The organism is Rhodococcus sp. RDE2, from assembly GCF_020885655.1.
GTDB classification, from domain to species: domain Bacteria; phylum Actinomycetota; class Actinomycetes; order Mycobacteriales; family Mycobacteriaceae; genus Rhodococcus; species Rhodococcus pyridinivorans.
The window spans coordinates 699,647-723,807 of sequence record NZ_AP025186.1 but is presented as its reverse complement, the minus strand read 5'-3'; the positions used below and the strand labels follow the sequence as shown (position 1 = coordinate 723,807).

At 69.2% G+C, this 24,161-nt stretch carries 17 protein-coding genes; 8 read left to right on the top strand and 9 right to left on the bottom strand.

All coding sequences use genetic code 11. From position 1 onward, the window contains the following. Window positions 1-52: 52 nt before the first annotated feature. Together LPH33_RS03365 and LPH33_RS03360 are read right to left on the bottom strand one after the other, a co-directional pair. Window positions 53-1,081, bottom strand: coding sequence for an ABC transporter substrate-binding protein (locus LPH33_RS03365; protein WP_229567030.1), 1,029 nt, complete (start codon window positions 1,079-1,081; stop codon window positions 53-55). Between the two features lie 94 nt (window positions 1,082-1,175). After that, on the bottom strand, window positions 1,176-8,960 hold the full coding sequence (locus tag LPH33_RS03360) for a non-ribosomal peptide synthetase (protein ID WP_229567029.1): 7,785 nt from the start codon (window positions 8,958-8,960) through the stop codon (window positions 1,176-1,178). A 178-nt stretch (window positions 8,961-9,138) separates the two neighbouring features. Here LPH33_RS03360 and LPH33_RS03355 point away from each other — a divergent pair, with 178 nt between their 5' ends. The 3 genes from LPH33_RS03355 to LPH33_RS03345 are packed head-to-tail and all read left to right on the top strand — an operon-like array spanning window position 9,139 to window position 12,767. After that, complete coding sequence (locus LPH33_RS03355) at window positions 9,139-10,281, top strand: isochorismate synthase (RefSeq protein WP_229567027.1); 1,143 nt, start codon at window positions 9,139-9,141, stop codon at window positions 10,279-10,281. Next, entirely contained in the window at window positions 10,278-11,060 is a 783-nt protein-coding gene (locus tag LPH33_RS03350; protein WP_145693007.1) for a 2,3-dihydro-2,3-dihydroxybenzoate dehydrogenase, read from the top strand. Before LPH33_RS03355 ends, LPH33_RS03350 begins: the two co-directional genes overlap by 4 nt. Before the next feature lie 57 nt (window positions 11,061-11,117). Beyond that, window positions 11,118-12,767, top strand: a complete 1,650-nt coding sequence (locus LPH33_RS03345; protein WP_229567025.1) for a (2,3-dihydroxybenzoyl)adenylate synthase — start codon at window positions 11,118-11,120, stop codon at window positions 12,765-12,767. On the opposite strand, the gene LPH33_RS03340 is transcribed toward LPH33_RS03345, so the two are convergent. Next, a complete protein-coding gene (locus LPH33_RS03340; protein ID WP_229567024.1) occupies window positions 12,718-14,616 on the bottom strand; it encodes an ABC transporter ATP-binding protein in 1,899 nt (632 codons plus the stop codon). The two genes, LPH33_RS03345 and LPH33_RS03340, sit on opposite strands and share 50 nt — an antisense overlap. Before the next feature lie 89 nt (window positions 14,617-14,705). Here LPH33_RS03340 and LPH33_RS03335 point away from each other — a divergent pair, with 89 nt between their 5' ends. Beyond that, window positions 14,706-15,134: a MarR family winged helix-turn-helix transcriptional regulator gene (locus LPH33_RS03335; RefSeq protein WP_229567022.1), complete on the top strand. Its 429-nt coding sequence runs from the start codon at window positions 14,706-14,708 to the stop codon at window positions 15,132-15,134. Window positions 15,135-15,229: 95 nt separating this feature from the next. Further along, window positions 15,230-15,949, top strand: a complete 720-nt coding sequence (locus LPH33_RS03330) for a 2OG-Fe(II) oxygenase (protein WP_145693005.1) — start codon at window positions 15,230-15,232, stop codon at window positions 15,947-15,949. A gap of 6 nt (window positions 15,950-15,955) precedes the next feature. On the opposite strand, the gene LPH33_RS03325 is transcribed toward LPH33_RS03330, so the two are convergent. Both LPH33_RS03325 and LPH33_RS03320 read right to left on the bottom strand, forming a co-directional pair. Then, window positions 15,956-16,927 (bottom strand): phosphotriesterase family protein, encoded by a 972-nt coding sequence (locus tag LPH33_RS03325; RefSeq protein ID WP_229567020.1) that lies wholly within the window; start codon window positions 16,925-16,927, stop codon window positions 15,956-15,958. A gap of 43 nt (window positions 16,928-16,970) precedes the next feature. Then, window positions 16,971-17,801 carry an SDR family oxidoreductase gene (locus LPH33_RS03320; protein WP_059382437.1) on the bottom strand — a complete coding sequence of 277 codons (831 nt, stop codon included), beginning with the start codon at window positions 17,799-17,801 and terminating at the stop codon, window positions 16,971-16,973. A gap of 121 nt (window positions 17,802-17,922) precedes the next feature. Here LPH33_RS03320 and LPH33_RS03315 point away from each other — a divergent pair, with 121 nt between their 5' ends. From LPH33_RS03315 to LPH33_RS03305, 3 genes are all read left to right on the top strand, one after another. Continuing rightward, complete coding sequence (locus LPH33_RS03315; protein WP_160873729.1) at window positions 17,923-18,585, top strand: alpha-ketoglutarate-dependent dioxygenase AlkB family protein; 663 nt, start codon at window positions 17,923-17,925, stop codon at window positions 18,583-18,585. Window positions 18,586-18,734: 149 nt separating this feature from the next. Beyond that, window positions 18,735-19,484, top strand: coding sequence for a cutinase family protein (locus LPH33_RS03310; protein WP_145693003.1), 750 nt, complete (start codon window positions 18,735-18,737; stop codon window positions 19,482-19,484). A 58-nt stretch (window positions 19,485-19,542) separates the two neighbouring features. Further along, a complete protein-coding gene (locus LPH33_RS03305; protein ID WP_160873728.1) occupies window positions 19,543-20,022 on the top strand; it encodes a MarR family winged helix-turn-helix transcriptional regulator in 480 nt (159 codons plus the stop codon). Window positions 20,023-20,133: 111 nt separating this feature from the next. On the opposite strand, the gene LPH33_RS03300 is transcribed toward LPH33_RS03305, so the two are convergent. From LPH33_RS03300 to LPH33_RS03285, 4 genes are all read right to left on the bottom strand, one after another. Beyond that, a complete protein-coding gene (locus tag LPH33_RS03300; RefSeq protein ID WP_229567018.1) occupies window positions 20,134-20,418 on the bottom strand; it encodes a type II toxin-antitoxin system Phd/YefM family antitoxin in 285 nt (94 codons plus the stop codon). A 219-nt stretch (window positions 20,419-20,637) separates the two neighbouring features. Beyond that, entirely contained in the window at window positions 20,638-21,456 is an 819-nt protein-coding gene (locus tag LPH33_RS03295) for a family 1 encapsulin nanocompartment shell protein (RefSeq protein ID WP_229567017.1), read from the bottom strand. Then, window positions 21,453-22,481 carry a Dyp-type peroxidase gene (locus LPH33_RS03290; protein WP_160873726.1) on the bottom strand — a complete coding sequence of 343 codons (1,029 nt, stop codon included), beginning with the start codon at window positions 22,479-22,481 and terminating at the stop codon, window positions 21,453-21,455. Before LPH33_RS03290 ends, LPH33_RS03295 begins: the two co-directional genes overlap by 4 nt. 75 nt (window positions 22,482-22,556) lie before the next feature. Continuing rightward, window positions 22,557-24,158: an L-lactate permease gene (locus LPH33_RS03285; protein ID WP_160873725.1), complete on the bottom strand. Its 1,602-nt coding sequence runs from the start codon at window positions 24,156-24,158 to the stop codon at window positions 22,557-22,559. Between the last annotated feature and the right edge of the window lie 3 nt (window positions 24,159-24,161).

Genomic DNA, 24,161 nt, shown 5'->3' with positions numbered 1-24,161 from the left:
GGGACGTCGGGGGCCGTTCGGTCGGTGGTGCGGGACGGGCCCGCAGCGGCGACTACTCCTGGTTCTGGTTGGCAGGAAGCTTCGCCAACTCGGCATCGATGGAATCGAGTGCCAGCAGAGCGGTTTCGTAGGTCGCTGCACTGGAGTGCTTGACGGCGACGAGGTTGCCGGCCTTCACTGCGGGCAGATCCTGCCACAGCGGGGAGGCGAACAGTTCCTCCAGCTCGGGCGGCAGCGAACCGTCGGCCTCGACACCGTAGACGATCACGTCGGCCTCGCCGAGGTTCTCGGGCAGCTGCTCGACCGACAGGTACTCGGAGTGGACCTCTTCGGGATCGGTCGGCTCACCGTAGAAGTCGAGTCCGAGATCGTCGAACAGGTTGGTGGTGTACGACGAGGCGTACTCGCGGGAGAACTCACCGGGCTCGGTACCGCACACACCGCAGACGCCGGCGAACTTCAGGCCCCCGAGCGAGCCGGCGTACTTGTCGGCGATCTCGGCAGCGCGAGCCTCGTACTCCTCCTTGAACTCCCCGTAGGAGTCGCTGACGTTCGCGGCATCGGCGTACTGCTCACCGAGTTCGCGCCACTCGCCCGGAACGGTGAGTCCGACGAAGACCACTGGGGCGAGCGCCTCGAGCTTGGCCACATCGACCTGCTCCTGCACGCGGGCCGGGACGCCCATGATGATGAGGTCGGGATCGGCGGCGGTGACGGCCTCGTAGTTGAGCTCCGAGACGGCACCGTCGGGAGCGACCTTCGGCAGCGCCTCGTAGGCGGCGAGGGTCTCCTCGTCCATGTTGTCGAGCTCGCGGCTCCACTCGCACACGGCGGCCAGATTCGCGCCGGCCTGGATGAGCGGGAGGGTCGCGTAGCCGCAGGACACGATCCGCTGCGGGTCGGCCGGGATCTCGATGCTGCCGTTCTGCGCTTCGAAGGTGCGCGTCGCGGCGGAGTCGGTGCCGCTCTCCGCGCTGCTGCTGTCGCCGTCGCTCGAACATCCCACAAGTCCGACGGCCAGCAGAGCTGCCGCGCCGAGCGCCGCGGCGCCCCGCGCGCGCTTGCGTTCCAGAACGCGCATCGTTGTACTCCCAGAGTCTCTCGCCGGGGCGCGTTGCCCCGGTCACGATTGGTTAGGCTAACCGAAAGCGACCGCCCCGCCAAGCGCTCCACCCTCAGCCGAATTCGAGCGCGAAATCGTCGATCTCCGACTGGTCGAGGTCGTCGAGCGTGAGGTCGGACGGTGTGAACCCGCCCGCGTCCTCATCCGACGCGTGCCCGGCGAGCGCACGCAGCGCCGCGACCCACTCGTCGGCCAACGCCGATACCGTCTCCACCCGAACGAGATCGGGGCTGTACCCGAACATTCCGCGCAGCACCGGCTCGGCGCCGGAATCGTCGGTGAGCACACCGATCTCGACGGCGTGCGCCACGGGCATATCGGCTTCGGTGGCCCCACCGAGTGCCGAACCCTCCGGGGCACCGGCCCACGCCTGACCTTCCGTCTCGCCCAGCGTGAACCGGCCGAGATAGTTGAAGCCGATGTCCACCGAGCCGACGCTCGCGAGTTCCGGGCCGCCCACGGGGTCGAGATGCCGCAGCATCCCGAATCCGATTCCGCTGTCGGGTATCTCCCGCAGCTGTTCCTTCACGCGTTTCAGAGCGTCACCAGCGCTCGCTCCCCCGGCGTACGCGTCGGCGACGTCGAGTCCTCCGACGTCGAGGCGCACCGGATAGAGCGTGGTGAACCATCCCACCGTGCGCGAGAGATCCGCCCCCGGAACGGCCTGTTCCTCACGGCCGTGTCCTTCGAGGTCGACCGCGACGGCCCCGGCGCCGCACACCCGCGCGGACGCCAACGCCAATGCCGTGAGCAGTACGTCCTCGACGCCGGCGTGGAACCGCTCCGGAACAGTGGTGAGCAGCGCGTCGGTGAGATCGGACGGAACCTCGACCTGCACCTTCGCGGTTTCTGCCATGGTGTGTCGCACGGGATCCGGATCACCGGACGCCAGACGCACGCGTCCCGCCGGGGCGAGGATCCGCCGCCACAACGACAGTTCGGATCTGCGCGCCGGCACCCCGTCGAGCAGTCCCCGCGCCCAGCGGCGCAGCGACGTACCCGCGCGCACCGGAGCGACACCGTCGACCGCACCGGCGAGATCGGGCACCAGGATGCGCCACGACACACCGTCGACGACGAGGTGGTGCACCGCGACGAACACCCGCCCCGGCGCGTCGGGACCGGCGTCGAAGAAGATCACGCGCACGAGCGCGCCGGCGGTGGGATCGAGTTCGGCGTAGGCGGTCCCGGTCGCGGCGACGATCACCTCCTGCAGGTCGGTCGAGTTCGAGATATCCACGCGGGTCACGACATCCCCGGCATCGACGGAACCGACCGGGCGGACGTCGAACGTGCGTGCCTGCGGATCGAAGACGGCCCGCAGGGCGTCGTGCGTGTCGAGCAGCGCCTGGACGCCGTCGGTCAGCCGCTCGAGCGTCAGTCCTGCGGGCGCGAGGAGCAGCCGCGACTGCGCGTAGCGGGCGTACGGTCCACCGCGGTCGAGCATGTCGTGGACGATCGGGGTTGCCGGGACCTCCCCGAGTGCCGCCTCGACGTCGACCGTCCCGGGTCCGTCCTCGATCTCTGCGACGCGGGCGAGTCCCGCCGGACTGCGGTGTTCGAAGACGTGTCGTGCAGTGAACCGGATCCCGGTGGCGCGCGCCGCGGACACCAACTGGATGGAGACGATCGAATCGCCACCGAGAGCGAAGAAGTCGTCGTCGGGGCCCACGGCGTCGAGTCCGAGCACCCCCGCCGTCAGCTCGCACAGGCGCTGTTCGAGTTCGTCCGCCGGCAGGCGACTCTCGGTGGCCGGGGTGAAGACCGGCTCGGGAAGCGCTCTGCGGTCGATCTTTCCGTTGCGGGTGACCGGCAGTTCGTCGAGCACGACCGTGACGGCGGGAACCATGTGGTCGGGCAGCCGGTCGGCGACGTACATCCGGAGGGTGTCGGGGTCCGCCGTTCCGGCCGCATAGGCGACGAGCCGTTTGCGGCCCGGTTCGTCCTCGCGGACCACGACCGCCACGGCACTCACCGCGGGATGGCCGCCGAGCACGGTCTCGATCTCGCCGAGTTCGATGCGGAAGCCGCGGATCTTCACCTGGTCGTCGGTCCGGCCGAGATAGTCGAGCACCGGGCCGTCGGTCCGGGAGACCCTCCAGCGCACCAGATCGCCGGTGCGGTACAGACGCTCGCCGTCGGCGTCGAAGGGGTCGGCCACGAACCGTCCCGCGGTCTGCGCGCTCCGGCCGAGATAACCGCGAGTGACGTGCGGACCACCGACATACAGTTCGCCGGGCACGCCCGGGGGCACCTGCCGCAGGTACGCGTCGAGGACGTACACCCGGCCGCCGTGGATCGGGGTTCCGATGTTCGGGATGCTTCCCGGGGTGAGTACGACGCCGGTCGCGTCGACGGTGCATTCCGTCGGACCGTACATGTTGCTCACACGCACATCGGTTTCCGCGGCGAGCTGCGTCCACAGGTCACCGGGTACCGCTTCGCCGCCGAGCACCATCGACTCGGGACGATGCGGTGCGGCGGGGTCGAGGAGTCCCTCGGCGAGCAGTCGACCGGCGAGCACCGGACCGCAGTCGAGCGCGTCGATGCGGTGTTCCCGGACGTACCGGACGATGCCCTCGGCATCGGCCATGAGGTCCTCGGCGAGCACGTGCACGGTGTGGCCGCCCAGCATCGCGAGGAGAGGCTCGACGGACGAGTCGAACGCGAAGGTGTAGCTCAGCAGCACGGTGCGGCGGCGCGTCGCGGGATCGCCGACGGTACGGGTGCGCACCGTCTCCCACAGGTTCACGACACCGCGGTGCGGCACCACCACGCCCTTCGGGGTGCCGGTGGATCCGGAGGTGTAGACGAGATAGGCGGTGGTGTCCGGATGCACGACCGGCAGGTGCACGTCCGGGCGGTGATCGGTGATCGATCCGACCGCGTCGGCATCGAGTACGACACCCACACCGGCGTCGCGGAGCATGTACTCGTTCCGCTCCACCGGCTGTTGCGGGTCGAGCACCAGATACGCCGCTCCCGACTTCCACACGCCGAGGATCGCCGCGACCAGCACGGATTCCCGCGGAAGACTCAGTCCCACGATGTCTTCGGGACCGATCCCGTCGGCGACGAGGTGACGGGCGATCCGGTCGGACCAGGCGTCGAGGTCGCGGAAGGTCAGGCGGCTCGACGGCGTGACCAGCGCGGTCTCGTCGCCGTAGCGCTCCACGGTGCGGGCGAACAGCTCGGGCAGGCTGCGGGTCGCCGAGCAGTCGGCGCTGCCACGGTGCGGGCCGGACGGATCCGGCAGCGCGGTGGCATCACCGGCACGCAGCACCTCACGCTCGGAGCCGGTGAGCAGATCGAGCTGCGAGAGCCTCGCGTCCGGATCGGCGCACACCGCGGCGAACGCCCGCTCGACCCGCGCGGCGAAGGCCTCGGCGGACGACTCGTCGAACAGGTCGCGGGCGTACTCGACGCGCACGCACAGACCGCCGTCGGATTCCTCGATGACGTCGAAGGTGAGGTCGAACATCGCGGTGTCGTTCGCGACGAACGAGGGTGTGGGCTTCAGGTCGTCGAATCCCGTGATGGCGGGCGGGCTCTGGTACTGCACCATCACCTGGAACAGGGGGTGCCGGGCCGCGCTGCGCTCGGGCTCGAGCGTCTCCACGACGCGGTCGAACGGGACCTCCTGGTGCGAGTATGCCGCGACGTCGGTGTCCTTGATCCGGGCGAGCAGCTCGCGCACCGTGGGGTCGCCCGAGAGGTCGGTGCGCAGCACCACCATGTTGACGAAGAAGCCGACGAGATCGTCGAGCTCGGGGGCGGGCCGTCCCGCGGTGGGCGAGCCGAGCGGGATGTCCTCTCCCGCGCCGCTGTGCGACAGTGCGACCGCGACCGCCGCGTGCACCATCATGAACATCGTCGTGCCGGTCGTGCGGGCGGCCTCCCGGATCGTCGCCGCGCGGCCGGCCGGGACCCGGTGCTCGACACCGCCACCCGCGTAGGAGGCCACGGCCGGGCGCGGACGGTCGACGGGGAGGTCGAGTTCGGCCGGGAGGCCCTCGAGCTCCTCGCGCCAGAACGCGAGTTGTCGTGCAGCGAGCGAGTTCTCGTCGCCCTGGTCGCCGAGAAGTTCCCGTTGCCAGATCGCGTAGTCGGCGTACTGCACGGGCAGCGGTGCCGGCTCGTGGGAGTCGCCGCGTACGTGCGCGGAGTAGAAGCTGCCGAGATCGCGCAGCAGCAGCGGCGTGGACAGTTCGTCGCTCGCGATGTGGTGGGCGAGCATGAGCATCACGTGCTCGTCGGGCGCGATCGTGAACAACCGGATCCGCAGCGGGATCTCGCGTTCGAGATCGAACGCGTGCCGGGCCTCGGAGTGCAGGCGGCCGGTGAGCGCGTCGCGGTCGACGGCCTCGACCGCGAAAGGAACTGCGATCTCTTCTGTTCCGCGCACGTGCTGCATCCCCACGCCGTCGCGGTCGACGAGGACGGTGCGCAGGCTCTCGTGGCGTGCGAGCACGTCGGAGACCGCGTGCCGCAAAGCATCCGGATCGACGGGTCCGTGCAGGTCGACGGTGATGGGGACGTTGTAGGTGGGGCTGGGCCCTTCCATGCGGTACATGAACCACAGCCGCTGCTGCGCATACGACAGTGGAGCAAGGGACTGGGGTGCAGGATCGGTCCCACCGCGCGGGACGAGCACAGGCCGGTCCGGGGCGGTGTCCGCACCGTTGCTGCAGTGGACGGCGAGCGCGACGACCTGCGGATGGTCGAAGACCGTACGGATCGGCAGCTCCACACCGAGCTCGTCGCGGATCCGGGCGAGCAGCTTCGCGGCGCTGAGCGAGTGCCCGCCGAGGGCGAAGAAGTCGTCGTCGGCGCCCACCGTGTCGAGCCCCAGGATCTCGGCGTAGATGCGGCACAGTGCCCGTTCGGTCTCGGTCTCCGCGACGCGGGACGAGACCATCGACGAGAAGTCCGGTTCGGGCAGCGCCTTGCGGTCGAGCTTGCCGTTGGAGGTCAACGGCATCTCGTCGAGGACGACGAGGGCCGCGGGAACCATGTACCCGGGCAGGAACTCGGCGACGAGGCGACGGGCCTCGACCGGTTCGGGCACGTCCTGACCGACGAGATAACCGACGAGTTGCGCGGTGCCGGAAGGATCGGTGCGCACCACGGTCGCGGCGCGGGACACGCCGGGGATGCGCAGCAGGGCGGCGTCGACCTCACCGAGTTCGATGCGGAATCCCCGGACCTTGACCTGGTTGTCGACCCGGCCGCGGTAGACGAGCCGGCCGTCCTCGGTCCACTGCACGAGATCGCCGGTGCGGTACAGGCGGGCGTACGGACCGGAGGAGTCCTCCGAGTACGGATTCGCGACGAACCTCGTCGCGGTGAGGGCGGGTGCGTCGAGATACCCCCGGACCACGCCCGGCCCGGCCACGTACAGCTCGCCCTCGGTTCCGGCCGGCACGGGGGCGAGTCCCGCGTCGAGGACGTGGACGCGCAGGTTCGCGACGGGGCGGCCGACGACCGGTGTCTCGGCGTCGGCGACCACCGCGACGAGGACGTCGACGCTGCACTCGGTGGGGCCGTAGAAGTTGAAGGCCGCACCCCGGCGTTCGCGCAGGCGGCTCCACAACCGCTCGGAGACGGCGTCGCCGCCGAAACCGAGGGTGGGCACGGTGCCGTCCGGGAACAGGCCGTCGTCGACGAACTGTTCGAGCTGGCTCGGTGAGAACTCGACGAAATCCCATCCCTCGTCGAGGGCGCGGCGTGCGAGTGCCGCCGGGTCGCGCTGGGTCGCCTCGTCGACGATGTCGACGGTGTGCCCGGCCAGCATCCACAGCAGCGGCTGCCACGACGCGTCGAACGCGAGCGACCAGGCCAGTCCGAGGCGGACGGATTCGCGGCCGGCCTCGCGGGCGGCACGGGTGAACACCTGGGCGCGGTGGCTGTGGAACAGGTTGACCAGCCCGCGGTGGGGTACGACGACACCCTTCGGTCTGCCGGTGGAGCCGGACGTGTGGATCACGTAGGCGATCGAGTCGGGTGTCAGCGGATCGCGCTCCGAGTCGTCGAGCGGAGCGTCGGACACGGCGTCGAGGTCGAGATCCTCGAGCACGACACGCTGCGGCGCCCCCGTCACCTCGGCGACCCGGTCGTCGGTCGTGCGGGTGGTGAGGACGCAGACGGGGTCGGTGGAGCCGAGGATGTGGGCGAGGCGTTCGAGGGGTTGATCGACGTCGAGCGGGACGTAGGCGGCGCCGGTCTCGAGGACGGCGTGGATGGCGACCAGCGCGTCGACGGTGCGGGGCAGCGCGAGGGCGACCCGTGCGTGCGGCCGGTCGAGATCGAAGTTCGAGGCGAGGTGGCGGGCCAGACGGTGCACCCGGGCGCCGAACTGTGCGTAGGTGAGCGTCACATGGGTGTCCGCCGCGGCCGGTGCGTCGGGGGCCGCCTCGATCCTCTCTCGCAGCAGGTCGACGAGGGTCAGGTCGGGGTCGAACGGGATGTCCGGGCTGTGGCTCCAGTCGTCGAGGATCGTCCGTCGCTCGTCGGCGGTCAGGACGGACACCTGCGCGAGCGGGGTGTGCAGACCCCGCTCTGCCACCGAGCCGAACAGCATCTCCAGTCGCTCGGTGTGGATCGTCAGATCCGCCTCGCTGTAGACGTCGGCGTCGACGTCGACGAACACCTCGAGTCCGGCACTGCCGTCGAGCGGCCGCACGGTGACCATGAAGTCCTGCAGGGGTCCTCGGGCCACCGAGTGCACGGCCGCACGCATGTCGCCGAACCGGAGCGAGTCGCCGAACGGCTTGACGTTGACCGACGGGCCGATGACGCCGCGGGATCCGGTGGGTAGTCGCAGGTCGCGCTGGATGTCCTCGGTGCGGTAACGATAGTGGCTGCGGCACAGCGCCACTCCGTCGCGAACCTGAGCTACGAGATCGACGAGCGTGGCCGAGGCGGTCGGATTCAGGCGCAGCGGAACGACATTGACCGCGGTGATCGGCACCCGCAGTGCGGCGCTGCCGAGCCGGTTCATGACGGGGAAACCGAGTGTGAGGTCCTCGCGGCCGGTCGCTCCGCGCAGGTAGGCGGCGACGAGCGCGGTGACCGCGTCGCCCCAGCTCGCGCCGACCTCCTTGCCGAGGGCCACCAGCCCGCGTTGCCGGTCGGCGTCGAGGGTGAAGCGTGCACCACGGGAGCGTCGTGCGATGCCACCCGGTCCGGGCCGGAGAGCGACCGCTTCGTCCACGCCGTCGAGGTACGCGCTCCAGAAGTCACGGTCGGCGTCGAAGTCGGCCGAGTCGCGATAGTCCGATTCCTCCCGTATCACCGATTCGACCGGATCGAACCGTGCGGCAGCAGCTTCCGCACCGGCGACCGCGGCGGTGTAGCGCTCGGCGATGCGCCGGTTGAACAGCGAGAACCCGAAGGCGTCGAGGACGATGTGGTGAGCACGCAAGTAGAGCAGGACGTGATCGTCGGCGAGTCGCAGGACCGCGGCCCGGACGCACGGATCCACCGACAGGTCGACGGGCCGTTCGAGGTCGCGCACCATCCACTCGTGGGCCGCCTGCCAGGGGTCCGACGCGAGGGTGAGGTCGACGGTGGGGGCGAGATCGAGCGTGCGCGCACCGGGAATCTGAACGACCGTACCGTCGGCGAGAGTCTCGAATCCCGCGACCAGCACCTCGGCCTCGGATGCCGCTGCGGAAACCGCAGTGACCAGCGCTTCCTCGTCGACTGCGCCTCGCAGTTCGATACATTCCGAGGTGTTGAACAGCGGGTTGTCGGGGTTCAGTTGCTGGGCGAACCATACGCCCGACTGTGCGCGCGACAGAGCGAGCCGTGAGGCGTCCGGGCCGGCAAGGGGCACTGGAGATCCTCTTTCCTTCGATCGAAACGATTGGCTGGGAACGGAATCCGCTGATGTGCGCGCTGCGGCGCCGGAGGGCACAGTACCAAAGGTTAGGCTTACCGTATATGTTGCTCAGTGATCGTGTGTCCTGTGGCGCGGTCCTGCCAGCAGACCTCCTCAACCGGAAGGTACGAGAATGCAAGTGCCGGTCCTCGGCGCAACCGCTACCGACCGGGCCGAGCGGCCCGTCGCGCACCCGTTCGTCCTGTCCCGCCCGCACGGCACGGTGGTCGCCGAAGGCGTGAGCGCACGCTTCGACCGCGCGTCCGTCGCCGCCGACGCCCTGCGCACCGGACATGCCGCCGCGATCGTCGGAGCATTGCCCTTCGCACCCGACGGACCGGCCGCACTGACCGCTCCGAACACACTCCATCACTCCCCCGCGCACTACGACGCTCCGGCCGCCGACCTGCCCCCGATCACGATCACAGGTGCACTGCCGTCGGAGGGCGAGCACATCGATCGGGTCGAGACCGTACTGCGCCTGCTCCGCTCGGACGACAACGACCTGCTCAAGGTGGTCCTGGCCCGGGCACTCGCTCTGCGCGCCGACCGGCCCGTCACCCCGCACGACCTCCTCGTCGCTCTCACGCGAAACGATCCGCTGCACAACGGCTTCCTCGTCGACCTCACCGCCGCCGGCGGTGCGTGGACGGGACGTCACCTGGTGGGATCGAGCCCGGAGGTGCTCGTGCGCCGTCGCGGCGATCGGGTCACCGCCCACCCCCTCGCCGGATCCGCACCGCGTCATCGCGACCCCGAGATCGATCGGGCGACAGCCGACGAACTCGCCGGGTCTGCGAAGAACCTCGCCGAGCACGCACACGTGATCGATGCGATCCGCACCGCGCTCGAACCGTTGTGCGTCGACCTCGACATCCCCGAGCAGCCGACCGTGACGAGCACGCGCCAGCTGTGGCATCTCGGCACTCCCATCGAGGGTCGCCTGCGCGATCCGGGTGTCACGGCCCTCGATCTCGCACTCGCAGTGCACCCCACTCCCGCGATCTGCGGCACGCCGACCGCCGCGGCCCGCGATCTGATCCTCGCCACCGAGGGCGACCGGGGCTTCTACGCCGGTGCGCTCGGATGGTGCGACGCCGCGGGCGACGGCGAGTGGCTGGTCACCATCCGCTGCGCCGTCCTCGACGCCGACGGTGTCGGGCTCACGGCGTACGCCGGGGGCGGTATCGTCGCCGACTCCGACCCCGCCGACGAACTGGCCGAGACGACCGTCAAGTTCGGCACCGTCCTCGATGCACTGGGAGTACTCCGATGACCGATACCGCACCCTCCCCCGTCACGCTCGTCGTCGGGGCCGCGCAGGGCATCGGCCGCGCGACCGCCGAGGTCCTCGCGCGTGCCGGCCACCGTCTCGTACTCGCCGACCGCAACGCCGAGGGACTGCGCAAGACCGCCGCCCTGCTCGGCGGCTCCGTCCCCACCTACCCCGTCGACATCCGCGACCACGACGCCGTCGCCTACGTCGTCGAGAGCATCGAATCCGAGCACGGACCGATCGAGCATCTCGCGCACGTCGCCGGTGTCTTCACCACGGGATCGGTGCTCGACTCCGATCCCGAGGACTGGCAGCACATGTACGACGTCAACGTCACCGGCCTGCTGTCGGTCCTGCGTTCGGTCGGACGGGCCATGCGGGAGCGGCGGTCGGGTTCGATCGTCGTCGTCGGATCGAACTCCGCCGGCGTGCCGCGCATGGGCATGGGCGCCTACGGATCGTCCAAGGCCGCCTCCACGATGATCGTCCGGATCCTCGGACTCGAACTGGCGCAGTACGGGATCCGCGCCAACATCGTCGCCCCGGGCTCCACCGACACCGCCATGCAGCGCTCGCTGTGGGAGGACCCGAACGACGACGCGGGCGCCCGCAGCGCCATCGAGGGTGACCTGTCGCAGTTCAAGGTCGGCATCCCCCTCGGCCGCATCGCCGAGCCCGCCGACATCGCCGAGGCCATCGAGTTCCTGCTGTCCGACCGTGCTCGCCACATCACCATGCAGGCGCTGTACATCGACGGCGGCGCCACCCTCCGCGCCTGACCGACAGACCGGCCCGACCGACCCGACATCGATCCGCATCCCGAAAGGAACCGTTCCGTGACAACCGGTTTCGAGCGCACGCCGCTCGTCGACACCGCCCGCTACCCCGAGGAGTTCGCCGAGCGGTATCGCGCAGCCGGTTACTGGACGAGCGAGACCTTCGGCGAGTTCCTCCCGGCCCGCGCCGCCCGGTTCGCCGATCGCACCGCCGTCGTCGGACACGACGCGACGGGCACCTGGCGGCACATCACCTACCGCGAACTCGACGACGCCTCGGCCCGCATCGCCGCCGGTCTCGCCGACCTCGGGGTCCGGAAGGGCGACCGTGTCGTCCTGCAGTTGCCGAACATCGTCGAGTACACCGAGGTGCTCTTCGCGGTCTTCCGCCTCGGCGCGCTCCCCGTCTTCTCCCTGCCCGCACACCGCGCGTCGGAGATCGGCTACTTCTGCCGGTTCAGTGACGCCGCAGCGTACGTGATCGCCGCCGAACACGGCGGATTCGACTACCGCGTGCTCGCCCGGCAGGTCACCTCGGAGATGGAGAATCCGCCGGCGGTCGTGGTCGCGGGTGAGGCCGAGGAGTTCACCGCGCTCGGGTCGTTGCGCGACCGCGAACCCGCTCCGATCACGGAGAACGACTCCGGAAGCGTTGCCTTCCTCCAATTGTCGGGTGGCACGACCGGAACGTCGAAGCTCATCCCCCGCACCCACGCCGACTACCTGTACTCCGTGCGCGAGTCCGCGGTGATCTGCGGAGTGGACGAGAACACCCGCATGCTGGTCGCGCTGCCGGCCGCGCACAACTTCCCGATGAGCTCGCCGGGCATCCTCGGTGTGCTGCACGCCGGCGGCACCGTCGTCCTCGCTCCGGATCCGAGCCCCGACACCGCGTTCGCCCTGATCGAGAGCGAGGGCGTGACGATGGCGTCGCTCGTCCCGCCCCTCGCGCAGGCGTGGCTGTCGGCGCGGGCCCGCACCGAACGCGACCTGTCGTCGCTCGAGGTACTGCAGGTCGGTGGCGCGAAGTTCCCGGCCGAGGCCGCCAAACGCGTTCGCCCCGAACTCGGCTGCACGCTGCAGCAGGTCTTCGGAATGGCGGAGGGTCTCGTCAACTACACCCGGCTCGACGACGACGAGGACACCATCGTCACCACCCAGGGCCGGCCGATCAGCCCCGACGACGAGATCCGCGTCGTCGACGACGCGGACGAGCCCGTTCCCGCGGGCACCACCGGTCACCTGCTCACCCGCGGCCCGTACACGATCCGGGGCTACTACAACGCGCCGGAACACAATTCGACGGCGTTCACCCCGGACGGCTTCTACCGCACCGGCGACATCGTCCGGCTCACCGAGCACGGCTACATCGTCGTCGAGGGACGCGCGAAGGACCAGATCAATCGCGGTGGCGAGAAGATCGCAGCCGAGGAGGTCGAGAACCATCTGATCGCGCACCCGGCCGTGCTCGACGCGGCGGTGGTGTCGATGCCCGACCAGTATCTCGGCGAACGCACCTGCGCTTTCGTCGTCACCGAGGGTGAAGTGCCGAAGGCCCTCGCGCTCAAGAAGTTCCTGAGGGAGCGAGGGCTGGCCGAGTACAAGATCCCCGACAAGGTGCAGTTCGTCGACGCCTTCCCGGTCACGGGAGTGGGCAAGATCAGCCGGAACGAACTGCGGCGCGCTCTCGCGGCCACTCTGAAGGACTGATCTCGCTCCGCGACGACGGGACGGTCTCACCTCGCTCGGCGCGGGCCGCGAGGGTCGCGTAGCGGCCACCGCGGGCGACGAGGTCGTCGTGCGTTCCGCGTTCGACGATGCGGCCCCGGTCGAGGACCACGATCTCGTCGGCGTTGCGCACGGTCGAGAGCCGGTGCGCGATGGTGATGGTCGTGCGTCCGCTGCGCGCGGCGTCGACGGCCTGCTGCACGGCGTGCTCGGTGTCGTTGTCGAGGGCGCTGGTCGCCTCGTCGAGCACGAGGACACGCGGGTCGCGCAGGAGCGTGCGGGCGATCGCCAGGCGCTGCTTCTCGCCGCCCGAGAAGCGGTGTCCGCGGGCGCCGACGACGGTGTCGTAGCCGTCCGGCAGCGAGACGATCAGGTCGTGGATGTGCGCGGCGCGGGCCGCGGCCTCGATCTCGTCGTCGGTCGCGTCCGGCTTCGCGTAGCGCAGGTTCTCCCGGACGGTCGCGTGGAGGAGGTAGGTCTCCTGCGAGACCACGCCGACCAGTCCGGCGAGATCGGCGAGCCGCATGTCGCGCAGGTCGACACCGTCGATGCTCACGCGCCCCTCGACCGGGTCGTACAGTCGTGCGACGAGCGAGCCGAGCGTGGTCTTGCCCGAGCCTGTCTCACCGACGAGCGCAACCTGCGCCCCCGCCGGGACGTCGAGGTCGATCCCGTCGAGCGCGTTGCGGTGCGCTCCTTCGTAGCGGAAGCTCACGTTCTCGAACCGCACCCGGCCGGCGACGGTCGCCGGGTCGACGGGCGCCGGATCGCGCGGGTCGTCGATGTCGACGGGAAGGTCGAGGTATTCGAAGATGCGGCTGAACAGGGCCAGCGAACTGGTGACGGAGACACCGACGTCGAGCAGGCTCATCAGCGGCCGGAACAGCGCGCCCTGCAGTCCGGTGAAGGCCACCAGGGTGCCGATCGTCATGCCGCCCGAGGTGGCCGGCAGACCGGCGACGAGATAGAGGACCGCGGGGATCGCCGCGAAGACGATGTTCATCGTGGCCATGCGCCAGCGGCCGGACAACTGCGCGTGCACCTCGAGATCGGCCAGTTCCTCCGATGTGCGGGCGAACTTGTCGGACAGTGCCGGGCCGGTGCCCAGCGTCTTGACGAGCAGCACGCCGCTGACCGACAGTCCTTCGTCGATCTGCGACTGCATGTCGGCGAGGCGGCGCTGCTGACGGGCAGTGACGGCGCGGCGCATGAGCGCGACCCGGCGCGTGAGCCAGATGGCCGGCGGGAGCACGATCAGGGACAGCAGGGCCAGTCGCCAGCTGAGGACCGCCATGGCGATCGCCGTGCCGACGACGGTGGTGACGTTGGACGCCAGCGAGGTCGCGGTGTTGGTGACCACGGACTGCATGCCACCGATGTCGTTGGTCAGCCGCGACTGGATCTCGCCGCCGCGAGTGCGGGTGAAGAAGTTCAGAGACTGGCGCTGCAGGTGGGAGAAGACCCGGGTGCGCAGACCGTGCATGACGTTCTGGCCGACGGTCGTGGAGATCCAGGTCTGGACGACGGACAGGAGCGAGCTCGCGACGGTGACGGCCAGCATGCCACCGACCGCCCACAGCAGCAGGCTCACGTTCTGGTGCGGGATGGCGTCGTCGATGACGGCGCGGACGAGGAAGGGGGTCGCGAGGGAGATCACCGACGAGGCGATGATGAGCGCGACGACGAGGGTGATCTTCCACCGGTAGGGCGCGAAGAGGGCGCCGATACGGCGCAGGCTCACCGGGGCTTCGCGGAGCTGTTCGAGATCCTTCTTGTCGATCCTGCCGCGGCTGCCCGGCTTGCCGCCGAGTGTGGGTGGGGGCTGCATCATGTGCGCCACCTCGATTCGTGGTTCGTGTTTCGTACTTATTGAGGTTGCCTCATTGAGTGGCAACCGTCAAGTGAGGTAATGTGAGCACTATGTCGGATTCACCCGTCGCACTGCGCGATCTGCTCCTCACCACCACGCGTACGCTGCGCCGACGCTGGCACGACCTCCTCCAGCCGTGGGGATTGTCACCCCACGAGTACCGGGCCCTCGACGCCATCGGACGCGCCGACGACCCGATCCGCCTCGGCGTCGTGGCCAAGGAACTGCGCATCGTCCCCCGCTCGGCCACCGAGGTCGTCGACCGCCTCGAGACGCGGGGTCTCACCGAGCGGCTCCCCGATCCCGCCGACCGGCGCGCGGTCTGCGTGCGGCTGACCGACGAGGGCCGCAGGATCCGGGCCGAGCTGGCCTCCGCCCGCGATGCCGACGCCGTCGAGATGTTCGACCGGCTCGGCGCCGAGGAACGCGCGCGACTGTCCGATCTGCTGCACAAACTCGTCGACGACCGGCCGCGCTGATCCTTTCCGGTTCCGGGTACTCACATTTCCGACGGCGGCGACGTCTTCCCTACGAGGGCCTGTGCCCGTGTTGTCCGGCCGATCGAGGAGAGCCCGTGGAGACCATCGAGAATCTGCAGTCGCGCGTCGACGCACTGAACCTGCCCGAGCTGACGAACGAGCTCGACGAGAACGGCTGCGTCCTCACCGGGCCGCTGCTGAGCGACGACGAATGCGCCGAGCTCGCGGCCCTGTGGGACGACGACGCCCGCTTCCGCACCACGGTCGACATGAGCCGCTACCGATACGGGCACGGCATCTACAAGTACTTCGGCCCACCCGTCCCCGACGCCGTCGCACACCTGCGCTCGGCGTTCTACCGGCAGCTGCTCGGCGTCGCGCGCTCGTGGGCCGAACGCCTCGGCGATCCGGCACCCTGGCCCGACGACTTCGACGACTGGCTGGGCATGTGCCACGCGGCCGGCCAGACCGACCCCACCCCGCTGATGCTGCGCTACACCACCGGCGACTGGAACGCCCTGCACCGCGATCTCTACGGCGACCTCGTGTTCCCCCTGCAGGTCGTGATCGGGCTCGACCGGGCGGGCGTCGACTACACCGGCGGTGAGTTCCTGCTGGTCGAACAACGGCCCCGCGCGCAGTCGCGGGGCACCGTCACCGTGCTCGAGCGAGGCCACGCGCTGATCTTCACCACCCGCGACCGACCGATCCGCTCGGCACGCGGATGGTCGCGGGCACCGGTCCGGCACGGCGTGAGCACCGTCCGTTCCGGTCTGCGTCGCACGCTCGGCCTGGTCCTGCACGACGCGGCCTGAGCACTCTTACCGTTCGAAGATCCGCCGCGGATTGTCCACGAGCATCGTGGTGATCTGCTCCTCGGTCACGCCCCGTTCACGCAGGGCCGGCAGCACCTCGTCGCTGATGTGGTTGTAGTTCCAGTTGGGCACGGCGGCCTGCTTCACGTCGTGCGGGAACCAGTCGATGAAGCATGCCGCGTCGTGCGAGAGCACCATGCGCTCGGTATAACCGGCCTCCACGAGCGCGACCACCGTGTCGACGCGCTGCTCGAACGGCAACAGCAGGTCGAGGCCGAAGCGGTCCATCCCCAGAATCGAACCGGCGTCGGCGATCCGGCGCAGGTAACCCAGATCGGTCGAATCACCGCTGTGCCCGACGACCACCTTGGTGAGGTCGACACCTTCCTCCGCGAGCACGCGTTGCGCCACCTCCCCCGATCCGGTGTGCGGGTTGGTGTGCACCGTGATCGGCACGCCGGTCTCGACGTGCGCCTGCCCCACCGCCCGAATCACGCGTTCGACGCCCGGCGTGAGGCCCGGAAGCTCGATGGCGCACTTGAGCATTCCTGCACGTACCCCCGTGCCGGCGATGCCCTCGCGGATGTCCTTCACGAACAGTTCGGTGAGCGGTTCCGGTCCGTCCACCAGCAGCCCCGGCCCGACGTTGTGGAACTGGAACGGCAGATCGTTGTAGGTGTACAGGCCCGTCGCGACGACGATGGAGATGTCCACCTGTTCGGCGACGCGCTGGATGCGCGGGATGTACCGGCCGAGACCGACCACCGTGGGATCGACGATCGTGTCGATGCCACGCTCCGACAACGCCTTCAACTTCGCCACCGCGTCGTCGACACGCTCGTCCTCGTCCCACGGGCTCGGGTAGTCGGGAAAGTTGCTGCGGATCTCCTCGCCGAGCACGAAGACGTGCTCGTGCATGAGGACTCTGCCCAGACGGCCCGTGTCGAGGGGGCCGCGAACGGTGTCGACGGATGTCATGACCGGTGACGTTAGGACACCACCGGCGGGAGGGGCACCGATTTCACGAATCGGTGGGAGTCGACTCCTCGAGGGCCTGACGGTAGCGACGCATGCCGCGCAGCCACCGGTCGTAGTCGGCGCCCTTGTTCCGGTACATCTCGAGGACCTCCGGGTGCGGAAGGATCAGGAAGTGCTCCTCCTCCATCGCGGCGAACACCGTCTCCGCGACGTCCGCGGGTTCGAGCACCGCACCGGCGGTCGTGACGGCCCGGGTGGCGAGTTCGCCGAGTGCATGCCCGGATGCGTCCCCCGAGTACAGCAGGGGTGTGTTGACGCCCATCGGGCACAGGCAGCTCACCCGCACGCCCTTGTCGCCGTAGGTCACCGACAACCACTCGGCGAAACCGACGGCCGCGTGCTTGGTGACCGAGTAGGTGGCCGAGCCGATCTGGGTGAGCAGGCCCGCCGCCGACGCCGTGCTGACGAAATAGCCCTCGCCGCGTTCGACCCAGCGGGGCACCAGCAGTCGCGCCGCCCGGATGTGTGCGCGCAGGTTGACGTCGAAGGACTGCTCCCAGACCGAGTCCTCGATCTCCAGGCCCGGCACACCGGTGACACCGGCATTGGCGAAGTACATGTCCACGGGACCGAACTCCGCTTCGGCGCGCTCGACGAGCCCGCGGATGTGCTCGTCGTCGGAGACGTCCGCCGCCACCGCGACCGCGCTGCCCGGCGTCTTCTCCTCGAGCGTCGCGACGACGCGCTGTGCCGCGTGTTCGTCGAGGTCTGCGACCACCACTCGCGCACCCCGTTCGACGAGGCCGGCAGCGATGGCGCCGCCGATTCCGCCGCCCCCGCCGGTCACGACGGCCACTCTGCCTTCGACCTTCATCGCTGTTACCTCCCCGTCGAATCGCAGTGCCGTCCCGTGCGGCACAGTTGGTACGGAACCTGTCTACACGTATCACCGGCTGTAGGTACCGCTCACACGCACGGAAGGTCGAGCACCCGGGATGGACGAATTGTTCTCCGTCTCCCGTCCGCGACGCGAGATCGCGCCGGGCGCCGTGCACTTGCCCGACTGGCTCGGCCCGGACGAACAGCGCGAGCTCGTCGAGCTGTGTCGCGAATGGGCGCGCCCACCGGCGCCGATGCGGCACACCCTGCTGCCGGGTGGCGGACGGATGTCGGTGAGCACGGTGTGCCTCGGATGGCACTGGTCGCCGTACCGGTACACCCGCACCGCGGTCGACGTCGACGACGCTGCTGTTCCCCCGCTTTCCGACCGGCTCGTCGAACTCGGGCGGCGTGCCATCGCCGATGCCTACGACGATCCGGCGGTAGGGAACGGGTACGAGCCCGATACCGCCCTGATCAATTTCTACGACCGCGACGCGCGGATGGGCATGCATCAGGACAAGGACGAGCGGGTGAGCGCGCCGATCGTGTCGCTCAGCCTCGGGGATGCCTGTCTGTTCCGGTTCGGCAACACCGAGTCGCGCGGCCGGCCGTACACCGACGTGCGTCTCGAATCCGGCGACCTGTTCGTCTTCGGCGGGCCGTCGCGGTTCGCCTACCACGGGGTGCCGGTCGTGTATCCGGACACCGGTAGCGCCCGCTGCGGACTCACCGCTGGGCGCCTCAACATCACCCTGCGGAGCACCGGACTCGCCTGACCGAACCGTGCCGGAATTCCGAACGTTCGGTCTGTGACTTTGTAACCAACTACACTCGGAGTAGCGGTTCTCCGGCGAGAAATACGTCAAATCGGACGATATTCTCGTGCGGTAGTCATCGGTGCCGGGGTCGATCACAGGAGACTGCCATGTCCGACTTCGTTTGTCGTCGTGTCCTGGCGATCATCGCAGGACTCACCCTCGGCCTGACCGGACCTGTCGCCGCCGCTGCCGCTACCGGCACCGCGTCCACCGCCGGCGCGGAGACCTTCCGTCCGTGCCCGGAGCGGTTCGTCATCGCGGTCGACGGAACCCGCAACCTCGACACCCCGGATTCGATCGATCCCGATTCGCCCCTCGCGAAGATCTCGGCGCGCTACGCGGCACCCGGCACGGTGGTCGAGCACATCCGTTATCCCGCCGTCGTGGTCCCGGTGCCCGAGTCCGGGTCGAGCGAGGGATCTGGTCGTCTCGCCTACGACGAGTCCAAGAGGATCGGGCACCAGCGCCTGCGCGAGACCATCACCGTCCGGCACGGCTCGTGCCCCGACAGCGAACTCGTCGTCCTCGGTTACTCGCAGGGCGCGTCGATCGCCGGCGACGTCCTCGCCGAGATCGCAGCCGACGGTTCGGTGCCGCCGGAGCGGATCAGCGGTGTGTTGTACTCCGACCCGCGTGACACCCGGGGAGTCGAAACACTGTTTCCGGGCGAGGTCGTCCCGGGCATCACGCTCGGCGGTGGTCGCGACGACTTCGGCACGATCGCCGTCGAACGGATCTGCATCGAGGGTGACGCGGTCTGCGACGGCGTGACGCCAGAGGAGAGCGAAGGGTGGTTGGGCGAGAACGTTACCGGCTACCTGAGACTGCACACGACCTATCCCGACTACGAGCCGTGAGCATCGTCGCACCAGGGAGAACCCGGGCGGGGATATACCGGTTCGGTATCGTCGGTTCATGAGCGTCGAGTCCCCGGCCACCCATCTCTCCGCTTCCGGCGATGATCCTCTCGCGCTGGAGCGGCAGGTGTGTTTCGCGCTCGCCGTGGCGAACCGCGCCGTGCTCGCGGTCTATCGACCGATCCTCGACGGGCTGGGCCTGACCCACCCGCAGTATCTGGTCATGCTTGCTCTGTGGGAACGTTCGCCGCTGACGAGCAAGGAGGTGGGGCAGTTGCTCCAGCTCGACTCCCCCACGCTGTCTCCCCTGCTCAAGCGACTCGAGGCGCTGGGCCTGCTCACCCGCGCGCGCAGCGCGGCCGACGAACGGCAACTCGTCCTCGAGCTCACCGACGCCGGACGGGCGCTGCGTGCCGAGGCCGAGTCGGTGCCGGGACAGGTCGTCGACGCCCTCGGTGTCGGACTCGACGAACTCCAGGACCTGCACGCCGCGCTCGTCCGCGTCAACGCGGCGGCACTGAAGGCCGGAGCACTCTGACAGATCGGTAGCTGCCGCAACCCCGACGGCTCGCGGCAGCACTGTCCGACCGTCTTCTATCGATACGCATCGGCACGGTGCGAAATCGCGGTGACCTCGACCGTGCGGCGCTCATTCCTCGGACGACCGGTCGTCACGCATCAGTCGCTTCAGCTCCTCCGTATCGACGACGTCTCCCGACTCGACCTCGGTTCGGCCCGCGATGTGCGTCCTCAGCAGATCGGCAACCGACAACACCGCGATCGTCTCCTGCATCGCGTCGTAATCGTCGGCACCGAGAAGCACCGCGGCGCGGTGCCCGTTACGGGTGATCTCGAATCGCTCGTGTGTGGGCTCGGCCTCGTCGACCAGTCGTGACAATTGCGCCCGGGCGATGGCGACAGGAAGAGTGGTCATGTACATATTTCTAGCGAAATCGCTGGGGAAGTCGCAGGTCATTCGGTTCGCGTCGAGTCCGACGCCGGCTTTCGACGCGAGGCCACGAACGCCAGGACGAGACCGAAGGCCACCCAGCACAGCAGGACGATCGTGGGGAAACCCGCGCCGGCGCCGTCGCGATCCGGCCGGACGGTCGGTGACCCGGGGCGCCGCACGCGCGGACGCCCCGGGACCGGCTCAGTGCGGGAGTTCGAGCGTCGTCGGCACCAGCGGAACCGAGGCCTCGCCGGTGTAGACGAGGAAGGTGAACGACTCCTGGAAGTACAGGTTCACCGTCTCGGCGTCGTGCGAGAGGTAGCCGATCGACAGATCCTGGCCGACCTGCAGGTCGTAGTCGCCGCCGCGCGTGGTCAGGACGAACGCACCGTCGATCGCCGGGGCCCAGATGAGGTCGCCGTCGATGAGGCGGCGCAGCTGTTCGCGGATCGGATAGCCGTGATCGGACGTCTCGCTGACCTTGGTGTATTCGTCGGCGCCGAGCAGGATCGAGTACGGGCCGCCTACACCCGCCAGTCGCAGCTGCGACAACGCCTGGCTGATGATCTCCGGGAAGTCGCGGGGATCGTCGGGCAGCTGCAGGGACGGGTTCGACGACGACGCCCGGATGCCCTCGATACCGGCGGCCGCGTAGCCCTCGAAGATCGCGCGGTCCTCGGCGAAGGCGATCTGGCGGGCCGCTTCCTTGACGGGGTCGAGGTCGATGTCGCGAGAACCGCGCTCGACGCTGTCGATCTCCTCGCGCGACAGCGTGAACGGCACCCTCAGTTCGACGACCGGCGCGACGCGGTGCTGGCGTGCCCGCACTCCGGCGGCCGGGGGCTCGATCTCGCGGGTGCGGCCGAGACCCACCGCTGCGAAGTCGGTGCCGTGCGGTCCGGAGAAGTCGACCACGGTGCGTCCGGCGACGTGCCGCTTGAAGGTGCGCGCGGCCTCCTCCTCGATCTCGGTCCATGCTGCCTCGGAAATCGGGGCGAGGTCGCGATACAGATTGTTCACAGCGTCGAACTCCTTCGCAGAGCGCCAATTCCGAGTGATCCGTCGGCCGGCCGGCCGGCGGTCGAGGCACTCGAATCTTCGTGGGAGGGAATATCCGCCGGTGACGGCGGAAGATCTTCGAGGAACTCCAGCGAGGGGCAGAAGAACAGCGAGCCCGTCACCGCGGTGGAGAAGTCCAGGATGCGGTCGGTGTTGCCGGGTGGGCTGCCCAGGAACATGTTGCGCAGCATCTGCTCGGTCACCTCCGGGGTGGCCGAGTAACCGATGAAGTAGGTGCCGAACTCGTCGGCGCCGAAGCTGCCGAACGGCATGTTCGCGCGCACGATCTGCTGTTCGACCCCGTTCTCGTCGACGATCACGTTCAGCGCGACGTGCGAATTCGCGGGTTTGGTCTCGTCGTCGAGTTCGATGTCGTCGAGCTTGGTCCGGCCGATCGCCCGCTCCTGCTCCTCCACCGTCAGCGAGTTCCACGACGCGAGGTCGTGCAGGTACTTCTGGACGATGACGTAGCTACCACCGGCGAAGTCCGGATCCTCGTCGGAGACCAGGGCCGCGTCGACGGCCTCGTCGTCCTCGGGGTTCTCCGTTCCGTCGACGAAGCCGAGCAGGTCGCGGCGCTCGAAATAGCGGAAGCCGTGCGTCTCGTCGACGACCCGAGCCGCACCGCGCAGCCGATCGTTGATCTTCGCGGCGAGTTCGAAGCACAGGTCCATCGTCGACGCGCGGAGGTGGAACAGCAGGTCGCCGGGGGTCGAGGGGGCCCGGTGCCGACCGCCGTCGAGCGGGACGAACGGATGGAGTCCGGCGGGCCGGGGGCCGTCGAACAGCCGGTCCCACATGTCCGAGCCGATGCCGGTGACGACCGACAGGCCGCCCTCCTGGATGCGGAAACCGACCGAGCGGCGCAGGCCCGAGAGATCCTCGAGCAGATCCCGCACGGTGTCCTCTGCGCCCTCGTCGACGGTGACGACGAGGAAGATCGCCGCTTCGGTGAGCGGGGTCAGTATCGGTTGTGCACGAACCACTCCGACAACGCTAGTGCACGCCGACGAAACAGGCATTCACGGCACGCCGACGTTCGTCACTGCACAATTGCAGCGTCAAGGCACCATCCAGCCCAGTACGGAGGTGGACTGCAGCCACACGAGGACGGCAAGCACCGCGAGACCGGCGATGCTCAATGGCCAGATCCGGCGCATGAGCAATCCGTCCTTGCCGGACAGTCCCTTCACCGACGACACAAGCGCGAGGTTCTGCAGTGCGATCGGGGTGCCGGTGGTGCCGCCGGCCATGTTCCCCGCGACCAGCACGGTCGGGTCGAGTCCCGACTGCTGGGCCGCGGCGACCTGCAGGCTGCCGAACATCGCATTGGAGGCGGTGTTCGAGCCGGTGACCACGACGCCGAGCCAGCCGAGCACCGGCGACAACAGCGCGAACGCCACGCCCGCACCGGCGAGGAAACCACCGATCGTGGCGGTCTGCCCGGACAGGTTCATCACGTACGCGAGGGCGAGCACCGCCGTCACCGTCGCGAACGACCACCGCAACTGCACGACCGCCGCGACGAAGCACCGCACCGCGTCGGCCACCGCGACCTTCAGCACCGGCATGGACAGCAGCGCGGCGACGAAGACGAGGCTGCCCGGAGCCGTGAGCAGATCGATGGTGAAGGTCTCCGCGGTGGGAACGTCCCCGTCGGCCGTGGTCACGTCCACACCCGGCCACGGGAAGGACAGGCTCGCGTTCGACAGCAGCGACGCCACCGGACCGAACCGGCTGACGAGGAAGACGATGACGATCAGCGCGTAGGGAGCGAACGCCTCGACGACGCGTCGCCGCGAGTCGTGGATCCGCTCGGCCGCGGCCCGGCGGACCTCCCGATGCGTGGGGTGCACCTTCACCGCGACGAGCAGCACGAGCAGACCGGCCACGGCACCGGCGATATTGCTCAGCCCGACGGTGAGGTAGCTCGCGCACACGAACTGGGCGGCACCGAAGGCGAGTCCGACCACCAGCGCGACCGGCCACGTCTCACGCACACCGCGCCATCCGCCGACCACCGCGACCAGCACGAGCGGGACGAACACCGCGAGCAGGCAGACCTGGCGCGCAACGACCGGTCCGATCTCGTCGATCGGGATCTCCGACACGCGCGACATCGTCAGGATCGGTGTGCCCATGACGCCGAGCGGGGTGACGACCGAGTTGGCGAGCAGCGACGCCGCGGCTGCACGCACCGGCGGCAGACCGGCGCCGATGAGCACGACGGTCGACACGACGATGGGGGTGCCGAAGCCGGCGACCGCCTCGAGCAGCGCGCCGAACAGGAAGGCGATGACGATGGTGAGGATCCGCGGATCCGGGGATATTCGCCCGAAGGCGCGGGTGAGGACGTCGAAGTGCCCGGATTCGACGGTGAGCCGGTACACCCAGACGGCGTTGACCACCGTCCACATGATCGGGAAGAGACCGAAGACCGTACCTTCGACACCGGCGCTGAGCGCGGATCCGACCGGCATGCCGTAGACGGCGGTGCCCACGATGAGGGCCACCACCACCGCGATGCCCGCGGCCGAATGGGACCGCAGACGGAAGACGGCGAGCAGGACGAGCATGGTCAGCAGCGGGAGTACCGCCACCAGTGCCGACCACGCGAGCGACCCGCCGACCGGCGCGATCGGCTGAACGTATGCACCTGTCACTGC